Source organism: Thioclava sp. NS-SX20, from assembly GCF_057380695.1.
In genome coordinates, this window is record NZ_CM170816.1 from 860733 (window position 1) to 874145 (window position 13413).

The 13413-nt window shown below is 57.7% G+C and carries 16 protein-coding genes and 1 tRNA gene; 6 read left to right on the top strand and 11 right to left on the bottom strand.

Annotated features, from left to right (window positions below; translation table 11 throughout):
• Positions 1–13 precede the first annotated feature (13 nt).
• The 3 genes from AC2ISB_RS04350 (at position 14) to AC2ISB_RS04360 (ending at position 1446) form a co-directional block, all read left to right on the top strand.
• Positions 14–814, top strand: coding sequence for a hypothetical protein (locus tag AC2ISB_RS04350; RefSeq protein WP_486576280.1), 801 nt, complete (start codon positions 14–16; stop codon positions 812–814).
• Positions 815–877: 63 nt separating this feature from the next.
• Positions 878–1057, top strand: coding sequence for a helix-turn-helix transcriptional regulator (locus tag AC2ISB_RS04355; RefSeq protein WP_486576282.1), 180 nt, complete (start codon positions 878–880; stop codon positions 1055–1057).
• 107 nt (positions 1058–1164) lie between these two features.
• Positions 1165–1446 (top strand): hypothetical protein, encoded by a 282-nt coding sequence (locus AC2ISB_RS04360; RefSeq protein ID WP_486576284.1) that lies wholly within the window; start codon positions 1165–1167, stop codon positions 1444–1446.
• Between the two features lie 422 nt (positions 1447–1868).
• Here AC2ISB_RS04360 and AC2ISB_RS04365 read toward each other — a convergent pair whose 3' ends face one another.
• The 4 genes from AC2ISB_RS04365 to AC2ISB_RS04380 all read right to left on the bottom strand — a co-directional run bounded on the left by AC2ISB_RS04365 (position 1869) and on the right by AC2ISB_RS04380 (position 4751).
• A complete protein-coding gene (locus AC2ISB_RS04365; RefSeq protein WP_486576285.1) occupies positions 1869–2195 on the bottom strand; it encodes a gene transfer agent family protein in 327 nt (108 codons plus the stop codon).
• Between the two features lie 14 nt (positions 2196–2209).
• A complete protein-coding gene (locus AC2ISB_RS04370) occupies positions 2210–2824 on the bottom strand; it encodes a phage portal protein (protein WP_486576287.1) in 615 nt (204 codons plus the stop codon).
• An 86-nt stretch (positions 2825–2910) separates the two neighbouring features.
• On the bottom strand, positions 2911–4515 hold the full coding sequence (locus tag AC2ISB_RS04375; RefSeq protein ID WP_486576289.1) for a tyrosine-type recombinase/integrase: 1605 nt from the start codon (positions 4513–4515) through the stop codon (positions 2911–2913).
• A 146-nt stretch (positions 4516–4661) separates the two neighbouring features.
• Positions 4662–4751 (bottom strand) — tRNA-Ser (locus AC2ISB_RS04380).
• A gap of 361 nt (positions 4752–5112) precedes the next feature.
• On the opposite strand from AC2ISB_RS04380, the gene AC2ISB_RS04385 reads away from it, so the two are divergent.
• Positions 5113–5673 (top strand): outer membrane protein, encoded by a 561-nt coding sequence (locus AC2ISB_RS04385; protein ID WP_486576291.1) that lies wholly within the window; start codon positions 5113–5115, stop codon positions 5671–5673.
• Between the two features lie 90 nt (positions 5674–5763).
• Here the strand turns inward: AC2ISB_RS04385 and AC2ISB_RS04390 are convergent, their stop codons facing one another.
• The gene (locus tag AC2ISB_RS04390) at positions 5764–6381 is read right to left on the bottom strand and encodes a TetR/AcrR family transcriptional regulator (protein ID WP_339107080.1); all 618 of its coding nucleotides are present in this window, start codon (positions 6379–6381) and stop codon (positions 5764–5766) included.
• The gene (gene ppk2, locus AC2ISB_RS04395) at positions 6374–7270 is read right to left on the bottom strand and encodes a polyphosphate kinase 2 (protein WP_339107081.1); all 897 of its coding nucleotides are present in this window, start codon (positions 7268–7270) and stop codon (positions 6374–6376) included. Before ppk2 ends, AC2ISB_RS04390 begins: the two co-directional genes overlap by 8 nt.
• Before the next feature lie 142 nt (positions 7271–7412).
• Between ppk2 and AC2ISB_RS04400 the strand changes: the two genes are divergently transcribed.
• The gene (locus tag AC2ISB_RS04400) at positions 7413–8045 is read left to right on the top strand and encodes a LysE family translocator (protein ID WP_486576294.1); all 633 of its coding nucleotides are present in this window, start codon (positions 7413–7415) and stop codon (positions 8043–8045) included.
• On the opposite strand, the gene AC2ISB_RS04405 is transcribed toward AC2ISB_RS04400, so the two are convergent.
• From AC2ISB_RS04405 to AC2ISB_RS04425, 5 genes are all read right to left on the bottom strand, one after another.
• Entirely contained in the window at positions 8042–9001 is a 960-nt protein-coding gene (locus tag AC2ISB_RS04405; protein WP_486576296.1) for an alpha/beta fold hydrolase, read from the bottom strand. The two genes, AC2ISB_RS04400 and AC2ISB_RS04405, sit on opposite strands and share 4 nt — an antisense overlap.
• Positions 8976–9896: a homoserine O-succinyltransferase gene (locus AC2ISB_RS04410; protein WP_406720619.1), complete on the bottom strand. Its 921-nt coding sequence runs from the start codon at positions 9894–9896 to the stop codon at positions 8976–8978. Before AC2ISB_RS04410 ends, AC2ISB_RS04405 begins: the two co-directional genes overlap by 26 nt.
• A gap of 56 nt (positions 9897–9952) precedes the next feature.
• On the bottom strand, positions 9953–10825 hold the full coding sequence (locus AC2ISB_RS04415) for an ATPase (protein ID WP_339107085.1): 873 nt from the start codon (positions 10823–10825) through the stop codon (positions 9953–9955).
• 124 nt (positions 10826–10949) lie between these two features.
• Entirely contained in the window at positions 10950–12074 is a 1125-nt protein-coding gene (locus AC2ISB_RS04420; protein ID WP_486576298.1) for a hypothetical protein, read from the bottom strand.
• Positions 12075–12127: 53 nt separating this feature from the next.
• Positions 12128–12256, bottom strand: coding sequence for a hypothetical protein (locus tag AC2ISB_RS04425; protein WP_339107087.1), 129 nt, complete (start codon positions 12254–12256; stop codon positions 12128–12130).
• Positions 12257–12327: 71 nt separating this feature from the next.
• Here AC2ISB_RS04425 and AC2ISB_RS04430 point away from each other — a divergent pair, with 71 nt between their 5' ends.
• Positions 12328–13227, top strand: a complete 900-nt coding sequence (locus AC2ISB_RS04430; protein ID WP_406720621.1) for a GNAT family N-acetyltransferase — start codon at positions 12328–12330, stop codon at positions 13225–13227.
• Positions 13228–13413 lie beyond the last annotated feature (186 nt).

Sequence of the window (13413 nt, forward strand, 5' to 3'; positions counted from 1 at the left end):
AGATGATGGATGCATGGGCGGCATATCTGGCCGAGAAGCGCGACAATGTGGTGAGGATTGGATGACAGACAAATTAGAATTTAAACGCACCGTGATTGCTGAGGACGAAATCTCGGAAGCGGCTACTTGGTCTGCGAAAGTTGACGTCTCTCAATCTGATTTTGACCCTAGAATATTAGAATACAAAGATAACTTTTGGGAAACGATTGAGGGGTATCGCGATGAGTGTGAGAGCATACTTCATGCGGGTGGCTTCCCTGATCCATGGCAAATGGTCATGGCGGACGGTGAAGCTGGATGGCGACCAGCACCGTCAACTTACAAAGAATATCGAGAACAAGGGGGCGGTAAAATGGAGCGAGGTAAACTCTACACTGATAAGCACTGTAAAGATTTGTCTTCAATTTGGTATGCGAACCAGATTGGTTGGTTGTGCGGTAAAGCTCTCGGGCATCGAGGCAACGAAACGCCGCACAATACTCATTTGCTCGGACTGATTTTTCAAATTGCTAGTCTTCATAAGGATCTGCATTGGCGTGAAACTCATAAGAAGTCCATCATCACGGGGCGAAAGCAACGGCGGACATTGAACGCACATCGGGCTACAGCGAACAGCAAAAAGAAACTTTCGGTGGCAGAGAGGCAGAAGTACGTTTGTGAAATAATTGGGGACACGAGCCGACAAAAGGGTGCGCTTGTGAACTACATCCGACGCAAACTAGAAGAAAATCACGACATAAAAATTGGCCCCAAGACCATCAGTCGAGATTTGAAGGCTATTGGTTTGGTGCGCAAAGTCGGACAAACGGGCTAAGCTTGTCCATTTCGCGCTCGCTAAATTTCCAGCATGTTGCACCACATGCAGGAGAAAGCCACCATGGCCGACAAACACCTACGCCGCCGAGCCGTTGAAGAAATCACCGGACTGAGCCGCAGCACGATTTACAATCTTATGAGCCAAGGGCAATTCCCGCGCCCGATCAAGCTGACGGGAAAGGCCGTTGCTTGGCCGGAAAACAAGATTGTGGAATGGCTCGCCCAGCGCAGCGCCGCATAAAGAAACCGCCACCCGTTCGGGGCGGCGGCATCAATTCTTGCGGCAAATAACTCACGCACAAGAATAGCCTTTCGCCCCTCACTTTTCAAGAAATGTGAGGTTTGAACATGGCAAAACACCATGGCTTTTACTCGAATAAGACGCAGGTTTTTTGGGCCTGTAAAGCGCTGCTTGAAGGCCGTGCAATCGGTCATCACGACGAAATCGCGGAGGTGCAGGGATGGCGTCTTGCCGCAATCGTGCATCGCCTGCGCAAGCGGTATAAATGGCCGATCCTGCCCGAATACACAGGGCCGGAAAATCACGCCCGCTATCGCCTGCAACCCGGTACGGATCGGGCCAAGCTGGACTTCCCCAAAAGCGCAATGAAGCTGAAGGGGGATAACTAATGACCCGGTATCAGCTTCTCTATCTGCGCAATGTTCATGGTTTGTGCGATGCGCGGGCCGCGCTGATTGCCGCCCTTATCTTTCGCGGGGTGGCATAATGGACGCGCGAGGCATCACACAGGCCCTGCGCGGGCGCTGGTATGGCTCTTATGGGCTGTGCCTCTGCCCAGCGCATCACAACACCCGCACACCCGCCCTAAGTCTTTCTGACGGGGAAGATGGACGCTTGCTGGCGCGTTGTCACGCAGGATGCAGCTTCAACGCAATTTTGAACGCTATAAAAGGGCTGGGCGTCATCGAGGGGGCGGGAAGCTACATCCCGCCCGACCCTGCAATAGTTGCAAAGCGCAATGCCGCAGAGCGGGCCGAGGCCGAGAAGAAAGAGCGGCAGGCATTGCAGTTTTGGAATGAGGCGCAGCCTATCACCGGAACACCCGCAGAACGCTACCGTTCCAGCGCGCATCCATAATGGCGAATGCTAAGGGGAAGGTCTCTGAAAGAGGGCGGTTATCGGCATAAGCCGCACAAAGCCGCGCGGCCGTTTCAGGTGCCGTGCCGCCGCCGATAAGACCAAGACGGATAATCTCTTTCAGGAGTTGCGCGGGATACGCGAGGTTGATCAGCTTTGCGTAAAGCGCAGCAATGCCTAGGTCGGTGATCCGCTCCAATTCCGCGAGCATGGTATCGGTAAGGGTGAAATCATATTCGCTATCGCCGAAAAAAGCGTTGAGGGTGATCAAATTAGCCATTGGAAGAAGCTTTCTCAAATGAAGAACCTGGGGCGGTGCCCGCGGTCGTGTAAGGATTGTCGAGCGTGTTGCCATCGCTGTGGGGTGGAAGGTTTAGCCCAGAGCGAACTTCGTTGGCCGTCATTGCTCCCATGCTGCGATATTGCCCATAGGCGGCTGCCCGCGCGGCCGTACCCGTCTGAAAGCTGAACTAGGTAAGTTGGTTCGCCAAATTCATTGGTTTCGATCTGGACTTGATGCGGTTCCAGCCGGTGAAGTTCGATCGGCTCTCCCAGGTCATTGCGCGCCACAACGGCAAAGCCGTGACCACGCAACAGCGCGTCGGTCGTGAGTTGAACACGGAGCGCTTCGGCTGAGGTCCACGGGTTGGCCTCATCATGAATGAGCCGATAGGCAGGGTGATTGGTTACGGACGCGCGGCTTGTGCGATCGAAGAGCTTAACAGGGAGGCTACCAACGGTCTCTGCAATGAGGCCAACTGCGCAAGAAACCGCGGGGATGCGCATGGCGCTTTCCGGCGTAACGGTCTGCCCGGTTAGCGTAGGTGTAATACCTAGAAAAGGAAGGGCGGTGGGGTTAGAGACCCCCACCGCCTTTCTCGTCAATACGGAAAGGACTTTCTGAAACATCGCAACTCAAAACATAACACTCGCAATAAGTGTTATAATATAACATTTATGAGTCGGTGTGAATCCTCTTAATTTGGTGAAACGGATTATTCTGCGGTTGCAGTTCTAAGGGCTAGGATCGGCAGCCTGAATTTGACGGCATTTAAGGCTTCTGCCATCCTTTTGACCGGAGCGTCATGGACATAGACCGCAGCAACGGATTGGTCGCTATGACCAGTTAACAGGTCGTGCAATTCCCTTTCGCAGCCGCTTCGGACGAGTGCAGTTTTGAAATTATGGCGGAAGGAGTGAAACACCTTCTCTTTCTCGTCGATCTTTAGCCTCGGTAGGAAGGTCCTCAAGAACCAGCGATTTACTTTGTCCTCAGGCTTCCAGTCTGGGAAGAGGTGTTTCTCGCCCACGGCTTTCAGCCGCGTTACATAGCCGAGAATGCCTAGTGTTAAGAGATCATCGTGGATTGGCACCAAGCGCTTACTTTGTCGGTTCTTTGAGGCATCGGAAAGGTTGAAGACCCAAATTCCTTGTTCCTGATATATGTCATCGAGCTTGATACGCGATATTTCCGACGATGACCGCGCGCCGGTGTAGAGCGCGAGAAGAACCGCCCATGGGTTCGTGGCATAGTTTCCGGGATTGGCGAAGAGCTCATCACCAAACATCAAGTTGAGCTCTCGTTGATCGAAGGGAAGGCGCGTGCGGTCTTGGTGAGCCACACTACCGGTATCTACACGAATACCCTTGGCTGGATTGCTATCTAGGTAGTCGTTCGCTTCACCCCATTGCAAGATGCTGGAAAGATGCGAGAGCCACTTCACATTGATCGTTTTAGGCGCGAGCGTCTCATAGGGTTGAGAGCGTTTCTCGTTAGCTTTTATAGCTTGAGGGAGAGTAAGCCCAGGAAACCGAAGTGTATATCGAGACGGCGTTTTTAGTAGCGCTTGCTTGTAGGCGATGACGTCTTTCTTCGTGATTGACCTAACCGAAACTGCTCTGTTGAGAAACTCTTCGAACATACGGACGGCAGTTTTATGCTCTTCGATCGTCTTAGGCGCCAAAGAACTCCCGCCTGCGCCGCGCTCTTTGTGGAAAGCTTCGAGGATTTCTTTAAGGCTCGTCCCGTCATCATCCGATGAGGCGTCCTCAAGCGTTCTTGTTGGACTGGGGCTTTGGCTGGCTAAGGTAGTTTGTCCTTTGAGAAGAGGATGAGTAGGGGCGGTATCCAGGATTGCGCCTACATCACGCTCCGCGAAGCGAGTTAGTGCTTCAAGTTGCACTTCGGCTAGTGTCCGTAGAAGTTCTTCACGAGAAACGTCAGGTGAAAGACCTGCTTTTTCCAGGTTGTTGGCTGCATAGCCAATTAAGGCCTCAGCTTCATCTGAGCCGAGTTCTCCTGCCGCGAGTAGCCGTAAGCGATTGGCATAGACGGACCTGGCATAAGTGCTTGCCTCTGGTTGAGACGTGGCCGCCCTTGAGAGATCGTCGGTTGCGAGTTCGGCGCGATAATGGGCCCTTGCGGCTTGCTCAAGGGGCGGGCGTTCTAAGGTCAGTTGTTCGCGTGCATTATCGAGAATGGCGTGAAAGCGATTCAACACCGCAAGGGCTGCTTTCTCGGCTGTTTTCTTGTCGCCACCTAGTGGCTCGAACAGCTCGCGCTTTCCGATGAGCGCGCGTAGCTCTTCGGGAACTGTCATGCGCGCAACCCAATTTCCGCGAACGTGTTGGACGTGTTTCATAGCCCGGATATCCACAAAGTTTGTAGCAACTCTTGTAGCAGAATCTGTAGCGTATGCCCCTACATTGCAAGGGTTTTCACTACTATCAAGGCATTAGAGAAAAATGGCGGAGAGACAGGGATTCGAACCCTGGGTAGGCTTTCACCCACAACGGTTTTCGAGACCGCCCCGTTCGACCGCTCCGGCACCTCTCCGCACTGGATCATCTTTCGATCGGGTAGCGGCGATGTACCCAAGTCCCGAGGGGAGCGCAACAGCTTTTTTTGGCTTTGCATGATTTTTTTCGCTACGCCCCGAAATGGCCCCGAAATTGCGCCTTGTGAATGTCGCAGCGTGCCCGCGCGCGGGAGGAAGTCAAGCGAAGCGGTCGCTAATCTACGAAAAAAGCACCGGTTTTTGTGTTACCTTGGGGCATCGGCGGGAACTTGCGGGCCTCACATGCTGCGCCGTTTCTTGTGATCATCTGGCCTCTCCCAATTTCCGATAAGAGGTATATGTGAGCAATACGAGCTTGAGAGGGACAGCCCTCAAGATAACGAAAAAAGGAGAGTTAAGATGAAAACTCTGGTTCTGGTTTCTACCGCTCTGATCGCCGGCGCAAGTGCTGCTATGGCTGGCGGCTATTCGCAACCCGTTGTGGCTCCGGCCCCGATCGCTCCCGCTCCGGTCGTGACCCACGCTGCAAACTGGACCGGCTTCTACGCTGGTGCCAATCTCGGCTATAACAACATGGAAGGCGATTACGGCGATGACCGTGGTGGCTCGCTTGGTGTTCAAGCCGGTTATAAATACGACCTCGGCAAATACGTCGTTGGTGGTGAAGTCGATTACTCGGCAATCGATTCCGACTACTATGATGGCATGGGCCATATCAAAGCCCTCGCCGGTGTGAAAAACGGCCAATGGCTGTATTACGGCTCGCTCGGTGGCGCGTATATCGACGGTAAAGACAACTCCGATTGGGCACCGTCCGTCAGCGCAGGCGTCGATTACATGTATAACGACAACTGGGTTCTGGGCGGCGAAGTCTCCTATGCGGATACCAATGATTTCGACAGCACCGACCGTGACTTCAACAACACCACGGTTGCTTTGAAAGCTTCCTACAAATTCTGATTTGTCGGAACCTCTACGGAAAAGCGCGCCCTCGGGCGCGCTTTTTTGCTGTTCTACGACCCGTAGCTATACGGCCGAATGCGTGACGCTTTACTGATCTGGCGGCAAAATACCCAAGCCGCGCAGATAGATCCCGACACCGCTTTCCAGCAGGTCTTCCGGACTATAGGGGCTGCGCGTGCCAGCGGGCGGGCGGGCATGAAGTTCGATCACGCCATGCGATAATGCGGCGATATGGGCGGAGACCATCGCAAGAGGCGGGCGGCGGTCGGGCGGGATATGGGCCAGCAGGGCCTCGGTCGCCTGATCCATGACATTGCGCGCCTTGAGCGCAACCTGTCCCAAGGCGGGCGAATTCTGGGGCGAAAGGCCGCTTTCGAACATTGCCATATAATGGCCCGGATAGCGTTTGGCGAAGGCCAGATAGGCCCGTCCCACCGCACTGAAGGCCGAGAGGGCCGAAGGCTGGCCGCCATCCCACGCATGTTCCAGCACGTCACCGAAAATCACAAAGCCCTGACGTGCGCATTCGGCAATCAGGTCTTCGCGTCCGGCGAAATGGCGGTAGACGGCAGCGGGGGTGACACCTGCGGTTTTGGCCGCCTCCGACAGGGTAAACCCCGTGGGGCCTTTCTCTTCGATCAGATGCAGCGCCGCCTCGACCAGCGCACGGCGCAGATCCCCGTGATGATAGCCTTGCTTAGACATTCAGGATGTCGAGCCCGCCGCAGATGCTGCCATCGATTTCGCCGATCACATCCCGATCCTTGCCCGGATAGCTGATCGCATTGAGAATTGTCTGGATGGCCGCGATCCGCGCGCGTTTCTTGTCATCCGAACGGATGACCGTCCAAGGGGCATGCAGATTGTCCGAGCGTGTCAGTGTTTCGACGATCGCCTGACTATAGGCGTCCCATTTGCGCAGCCCCTCGACATCGATCCAGCTCAGCTTCCATTGCTTGAGCGGGTCCCTCTCGCGGTCAAGAAAGCGCCGCAGCTGCTCGGCGCGGTCGACATTGAGCCAGAGCTTCACCAGAATGATACTGTCATCCACCAGCATTTTCTCGAATTCCGGCAGCTGGTAGAAGAAATGCTCGCGCTGTCGCTGGGTGCAGAAGTCGAATACTTTCTCGACCACGCCGCGATTATACCAGCTCCGGTCAAACAGCGCGATCTCTCCGGCGGCGGGGATCCGTTCGACATAGCGCTGGAAATACCATTGCGAGGCTTCGCGGTCATTGGGCTTGGGCAAGGCAACCACATAGGCCGAACGCGGATTGAGGTTTTCCTGCACCCGCTTGATCGTGCTGCCCTTGCCGGCGGCATCGCGGCCCTCAAACAGCACCATCATCCGCTTGCCCGACGCCTTCAGGCCGTAATGCATTTTGACAAGCTCGATCTGGAGCTCTTCCATCCGCTTGTCATAGTCCTTCCCCTTCATCGCTGTCGGATAGGGATAAGAGGGGCTGAGCATCTCTTTGGGGCCTTTGGTGCGAATGGCCTCGCGGATATCTTCGGGCGCGGTATGTTCGAGAAAATCAGTGATCTGCCCGATGAAGGGTACGGCCTGCGTGCTGGGTTGAGGTGTCTCGCTCATGGGCCCTCCTTTGGATCGTTCTACTATGCAAAACTGCGACCGTCAGGGCAAGGGTCGCCCCTGCCATATGCCGCGCGATATCCTGCTTGTAGAATGCCGTGCGATGCCCGAAGATTACGGAAATTTTTCAAGGAAGCCGTTGATGTTTGAATATTCTTTGCTGCATTGGCTGACATTCCTGTCGGCGGCGGTTTTGCTGAATGTCTCGCCCGGTCCGGATATGGCCTTTATCCTCGGCCAGACGCTCAGCCGTGGAAAGCGGGCAGGGCTTTCGGCGCTGGCGGGGGTCTGGTGCGGGGCGCTTGTGCATATCTGTGCCGCAGCGACCGGGCTTTCGGCGCTTCTGGCAGGGTCGGCTGTGGCCTTTTCCGTCGTGAAATGGGTCGGCGCGGCCTATCTGTTCTATCTGGGCCTCATGGCGTTTCGCACGAAAGCGGGCGTGTTGCAGATTGCCCCCGTCCGGCCAGCCTCGTTTGGCAGAACGCTCCGGCAGGGGCTTATGGTGTCTGTCCTCAATCCCAAGGTGGCCCTGTTTTTCCTCGCGTTTCTGCCGCAATTCGTGGTGGACGGGGCAGGGCCCGTCTGGGCGCAACTGGCGCTGCATGGCGGGCTGATCATTGTGGTGGCGGCGCTTTTCGAGCTGCCGCTTGTTTTTATCGCAGACAGGCTTTGTGCAGGTTTGTGCCGCGCACCCCGCCTCGGAAAGATCTTCGACCGGATGTTCGGGTCGATCCTGATCGTTTTGGGGGTGCGTCTGGTGGTGTCCCAGCGTTAGGGCGCAATCCGCCGGATGGCGGCTAGAACCGCGTCCAGCCGCGTATGATTGATCATATGGCCCGCTCCCTGTAGCACCGTTAGCCGCGCCTGTGGCAGCAGGGCCTGTGTCGGGCGCGAATGGATGCCAAGATCGACGATTGTATCGCGATCGCCATGCAGCAATTCGACCGGCACGTGGATCTGTTGGTACCGCGGCACCATCTGCCGGATTTCCGTCTCCAGATTGGCACGCTGGCGGGCATTGGCGCGCATGGTCTTGCGGCGCAGGGTCATCTGCGGCCCGAAATGCGCGATATAGCCCTCGGGCATGGCCTCGGGCGCGAACACCTCTTCGACGGCAGAGTTGACAGCCCCGTCGGGTGCCCAAGCCGAAATCACCGGCACGGCCAGGGCCTGCCCCAGCGCAGGGGCGGTCAGGCGGTAGAGCCACGGCAGAGGCGTATGCCATTCCTGCGATGCGGCCGCCAGAAGCACCAGTCCCGACAGGCTGTCAGGAGCCTCGCTCGCCCATGCCAGCGCCACGGCCCCACCATAGGAGTGCCCGACAATCAAGGGCTGTCGCGCCCCAAGCTGGGAGGTGGCCGCCTGTAGCAGACGCGCCTGACGGAAGATGCTGTCGTGTTTGAGCGGGTCCGACCAGCCAAAGCCGGGGCGGTCAACGATAAAGAGGCGGTAATCTCGCTCCAGAGCAGGGGCGAGCCGGAAGGTTATGTCACGCAGGCTTCCCGAGGCCCCGTGGATCAACACGATCTGCGGGGCCGCTTCGGGGCCGCGTATGTCGATATGGACGCGGGCTCCGGCAAATTCGCCCGCCGCAAGCGTCACGATCTCGCCGGTAGGGGGGTATCGCGCTTCGGCGCGGGCTTCGCGCCGCGCAGCCTGCCAGAGCGTGCCCCCCGATGCGATGGCCGCAGCCAGAACCGTATAGTCAAGCGCCGATATCGCGAAGGTCATAGGGCGTATCCTGATAGATCTGGTTGATCCAGTTGCCGTAAAGAAGATGCGCATGGCTGCGCCACCGGTTCTTCGGCATCCGGGTTGGGTCATTCTCAGGATAGTAATTCACCGGAAGGGTGACGGGTTTCCCCGCTGCCACATCACGATCATATTCGTCTTTCAACGTCGCGCTGTCATATTCGAAATGGTTGAAGACATAGAGCGCCCGCGCGGCTTTGTCCTCGACGAGACAGGGGCCCGTTTCGGCACTGTCAAGCAGCATCTTCAACCCTGCCGCTTCCATCTCGGCACGGCGCATCTCTGTCCAGCGGGAGACGGGCACGAGGCAGTCATCCGAAAACCCGCGCAGATAATGCGAGGTCGGGTCGCAGTTCTCGTGCCGGTAAAGGCCGAACTGTTTTTCGGGAAGCAGGTGCTTGGGGATGCCGTGGGTGTGATAGGCCATTGCCATCCCGCCCCAGCACACGCCAAAGGTGGAAAACACATGGGTCCGCGTCCAGTCGAAGACGCGGCGGAGCTCGTCCCAATAGGTGACCTCCTCGAAGGGCAGATGTTCGATCGGGGCGCCGGTGATCAGCAGCCCGTCGAAACGCTCGCCCGCGGCCTCGACCTCGGCAAAGGGGCGGTAGAAGGCCTCCATATGTTCGGCGGCGGTGTTCTTGGTCTGATGTTCGGTCATGCGGATCAGCTGGAAGTCGATCTGCAGGGGTGTTGCCCCGATCAGACGGGCAAACTGGTTTTCGGTCTGGATTTTCTTGGGCATCAGATTCAGCAGCCCGATCCGCAAAGGCCGGATATCCTGTGTCGCCGCGCGACCGGGGCTCATCACCATCACGCCTTCCTTCGACAGGATGTCAAAGGCGGGGAGCGTTTCGGGCAGGGTGATGGGCATGGGTCTGTTCCTGAAGGTAATGTCTATGCGGAAGATAGTAGATAGGGAGAAAAGGCTTATTTGGGAAGGGCAGAGGCCACCAGCTGGATGAAGTCCTGTTCATCGCGCACCGTCACAAGCTGCTCCGCCTTCAGCGTGATGCCCCAGTTCCGTGCCATTGCCGCATAGCGCGGCTGACGGTGTTCAAGTGCCTGCCGGTAGGTCCAGCGCACGAAATCATCGGGATCGACCTCCTCCTCCTTGAGGCCCCGCGCCACCCGATATTCCACCCATTTCCGTTCAAGGAATTGCGGCTGGTAATACATGGGTTTGGGAGCACGGTCGAAGCGGCGGACAAGCTCGTCCGTATGGGCGTCCGACCCCTCGATCCAGATCATCAGGTTATGGGCGGCCAGTTCCGACAGGATCGGATCTTTCGGGTCTTCGGGGTCCACGACCTCGCAGATGGACCCGCCGGTGTCACAGATGAAATGCGGGATGTCATAGATGGCGCGGGCGCGGCGGATGAAATGGGTCGTATCCAGAAGGGCTGCGGTCTCGGCGCGACGATGCTGGTCCTGACGCAGCATATATTCCTCGAAGGGCAGGCCGCCTTTCTGGCTGGAGCCGGGCTTGCCGAGATAGGTGGACAGCGGCGCGAGATTGTCGAAGGTGATGTTGGACGCGATATAGACCGCATCTTGCAGCAAAAGCTCGCGCAGGAAGGGCACCTTCATCGCCTCGCTTTTGAAGTTATCGGCAATATATTCGCCCATGTATCGGGTGCCGATGCGGTAATCGATGGAATAGTGGAACCATCTCCCTCCAGCGCGCAGCATGGAGGAAAGGTAGGTTTTGCCCAAACCCGACATTGCAAAAAGCAGGACATGTCTGTTTTTGGCCGCCAGCCAGTCTGCCCGTGTCTTGTAAATCGGTGTTCCGTAGCTCATCGGCGCGCCTCAACCCTCTGTCTTCAGCCGCAGCTTTAGCGGGTCGGGCGGCCAAGGTCACGGGGTTTCATCGCATGGCAGTGATCTGAGCGATGTGATCCGTGGGGAAGAACCGGACCGGTTTTTAAAACCGATAGCCGAGCCGCAGCCCGACGCCCCAGCCGGAATTGTCGTCAAATTCGGCAATCCGTGTTTTTGCGCCACCGATCTCGATATAACGCAGCCCTAACGTGGCCGAAAGCGCGCCATCGGTCCATGTGGCGGCCAGCGCGAGGCTCCGGTAGCCATCGGTCGGACCGAGATTGCCGACGATATCGCCGCTGGAGGGCTCGTAGGTTGCCATCACCGCTCCCGACCACATCGCGTTGAAGCGATGCCCGACACCGAGCGTGTAGGTCATCGTATCGGCCACCGGATCAACAAGATCGCTGCCCTCTACGCTGAAAGGCGTCTGGCGGTAGAGATCCGGTCCGATGGAGAAACTGCTCCAGTCCGTCCAGCGGATAGAGCCGAAGAGAAGCGTGTCGGGGGCGATCCCCGTCTGGGCTTCCAGCAGAATGGATTGCGGTGTCTTGGTGGTCCAGTGGCTGCGCGCCTGCAGGCCCATTGTGGTTTCCCTGCCGCTGAAGTCATGGGTGATCGAGGAAAGATAACTGAGTGTTACACGTGCCGCGATTTCTGGCTTCTCCCATGCCACGCCGATGATATAGCCCGGATCGGCTTCCCGACTGGCCGCCAGATCATAGGTCAGCACCGCCGGTCCCATATGCAGCTGCAATGCGGCATCGCCGGTCATCTGCTCGATACGTATCCCCGCCAGCGCCGAGATCGAGGGAGTGAGCCTGTACCGCAACAGGCCGGTCAGCGCCTGACTTTCCAGTTTGGCGACCGATCCGGCAAGCGGATAGCCATCTGTCGAGGAAGGATAGGCAACATTTGCCCCGAAGGGATGGTCGACACTCAGCACAAGATCCGTTTTCTCGGATAGCGGTAGTTTGACACCCAAGGTCCAAGTGCCGAAGCCCGTCGACATATCGCCGGATTTCAGTCCGGGCGGGAAGACGGTGCCGGAGCGCAATTTCCCCGAGACCTCCGGCTGGAAGCCGCCCAGCTCGAACTGGACGATGCGACCGGGTTCAAACAGTAATTCCGTGCTGAAAGGGGTACGGTCGATTCCGCCCGCATGGACGGGACCGCAGAGACAGAGGGTGACGGCACAGGCCATGACGGCTTTGCAGGAAACGCACATAGAGGATCCGTTTTCGCAATGAGTGGAGGCAGGCTACGGATAGTCCGTCGCTGTCAGGTGATCAGACGGACGCAGACAAACAGGCCAAGCCAGAGGATCGACAGGCCGGATGCAAGGCATCCTGCGGCCCAGAGCGTATAGCGCGGCGCGGCAATTCTGGGCAGAGATGAATGATCGGACATGGACTATCCTTTAGCCGTGAATTCGATCCCCATTAAGCACGCGTTAGGTGAATTTGTGCTTAACAGAGACCATGAACAAAATAACGGTTACAGAATCGCGCTTGGACGCTGCGGGATGGGATGCTGCCCTGCTGGCCTTCAATGCGGCTTACCCTCCGGCGTTCCAGCAATTCGGGGCCTATGGCGAAATTGCGCGGGCTGGCGGGCGGCGTGTGGCGCGGCTTGTGCTGTCACATGCAGGGGAACGGATCGCGCTGGCGCAGGTGATCGGCCGGCGTGGTCTTTGGTGGCTGGGGCGGGGGCCTGTCTTTGCCAAGGGCGTGTCTGATGCGGATCAGGCGCGGGTCTTGCGTAAACTGGCGCGCAGATTTGCGCCGGGTCTTCTGCTTGTAACGCCCGAAACGCCGCTGTCAGGGCGTGGCCTTATTCCGATTGTAACGGCACGACATGAAGCGGTTTGGGCCCTGGGCCCCGAGATTGCCAATCTGCGCAGCTCGCTGGACCCGAAATGGCGCAATCGCCTGGCCTCTGCCGAGCGCAAGGGGATGCGGATCACGCTGGAGGAAGATCCGGCATGGCTTCTGGAGGCCGAGCACGCCCAAAGAAAACAGCGTGGTTACAAGGCACTGCCACGTGATTTTATCACAGCGTGGGAGATGGCGATGCCCGGGTCGGTGATCTCTCTCGGGGTGCAGTCCGAGAGCGGCGCGCGTTTGGCCGGGATGGTGCTGATGTGTCACGGGCGGGTTGCGACCTATCATCTTGGCTGGTCCGGTGAGGAAGGCCGCAAGGCGGGGGCGCATAATTTCCTGCTCTGGCAGGTCTCGATCGCGCTGCGCGCTCAGGGAATCCGATGGATCGATCTGGGGGATGTGAACTCGGAAGAGGGGGCGGGGCTCATGCGCTTCAAGATGGGAACGGGGGCACAGCTGCAATCGCTTGGCGCGACAGTCTGGGTGCTGCCGATCTAGAGAATGTCTGCCAGCCTTTGCGGCGTTTCTTCTTTGGACACAGGGGCTGGAGCCATGATGATCCGCGCGACGGAGAGGCCATGAGGCGCACTCGTCTCGTCCAGACAAGTGGGAGGGGCAGGAAAGGCGGTGCGCGTTCCCCCCTTGGTTCTGCGCATGCCGATATCGACGTTCGGGACTTGCGCA

Bases quoted from the DNA above. Each gene is read 5' to 3' on its own strand.
- AC2ISB_RS04350 (WP_486576280.1), top strand. From the start codon at position 14: ATGGGCGGCATATCTGGCCGAGAAGCGCGACAATGTGGTGAGGATTGG.
- AC2ISB_RS04355 (WP_486576282.1), top strand. From the start codon at position 878: ATGGCCGACAAACACCTACGCCGCCGAGCCGTTGAAGAAATCACCGGA.
- AC2ISB_RS04360 (WP_486576284.1), top strand. From the start codon at position 1,165: ATGGCAAAACACCATGGCTTTTACTCGAATAAGACGCAGGTTTTTTGG.
- AC2ISB_RS04365 (WP_486576285.1), bottom strand. From the start codon at position 2,195: ATGGCTAATTTGATCACCCTCAACGCTTTTTTCGGCGATAGCGAATAT.
- AC2ISB_RS04370 (WP_486576287.1), bottom strand. From the start codon at position 2,824: ATGTTTCAGAAAGTCCTTTCCGTATTGACGAGAAAGGCGGTGGGGGTC.
- AC2ISB_RS04375 (WP_486576289.1), bottom strand. From the start codon at position 4,515: ATGACAGTTCCCGAAGAGCTACGCGCGCTCATCGGAAAGCGCGAGCTG.
- AC2ISB_RS04385 (WP_486576291.1), top strand. From the start codon at position 5,113: ATGAAAACTCTGGTTCTGGTTTCTACCGCTCTGATCGCCGGCGCAAGT.
- AC2ISB_RS04390 (WP_339107080.1), bottom strand. From the start codon at position 6,381: ATGTCTAAGCAAGGCTATCATCACGGGGATCTGCGCCGTGCGCTGGTC.
- ppk2 (WP_339107081.1), bottom strand. From the start codon at position 7,270: ATGAGCGAGACACCTCAACCCAGCACGCAGGCCGTACCCTTCATCGGG.
- AC2ISB_RS04400 (WP_486576294.1), top strand. From the start codon at position 7,413: ATGTTTGAATATTCTTTGCTGCATTGGCTGACATTCCTGTCGGCGGCG.
- AC2ISB_RS04405 (WP_486576296.1), bottom strand. From the start codon at position 9,001: ATGACCTTCGCGATATCGGCGCTTGACTATACGGTTCTGGCTGCGGCC.
- AC2ISB_RS04410 (WP_406720619.1), bottom strand. From the start codon at position 9,896: ATGCCCATCACCCTGCCCGAAACGCTCCCCGCCTTTGACATCCTGTCG.
- AC2ISB_RS04415 (WP_339107085.1), bottom strand. From the start codon at position 10,825: ATGAGCTACGGAACACCGATTTACAAGACACGGGCAGACTGGCTGGCG.
- AC2ISB_RS04420 (WP_486576298.1), bottom strand. From the start codon at position 12,074: ATGTGCGTTTCCTGCAAAGCCGTCATGGCCTGTGCCGTCACCCTCTGT.
- AC2ISB_RS04425 (WP_339107087.1), bottom strand. From the start codon at position 12,256: ATGTCCGATCATTCATCTCTGCCCAGAATTGCCGCGCCGCGCTATACG.
- AC2ISB_RS04430 (WP_406720621.1), top strand. From the start codon at position 12,328: ATGAACAAAATAACGGTTACAGAATCGCGCTTGGACGCTGCGGGATGG.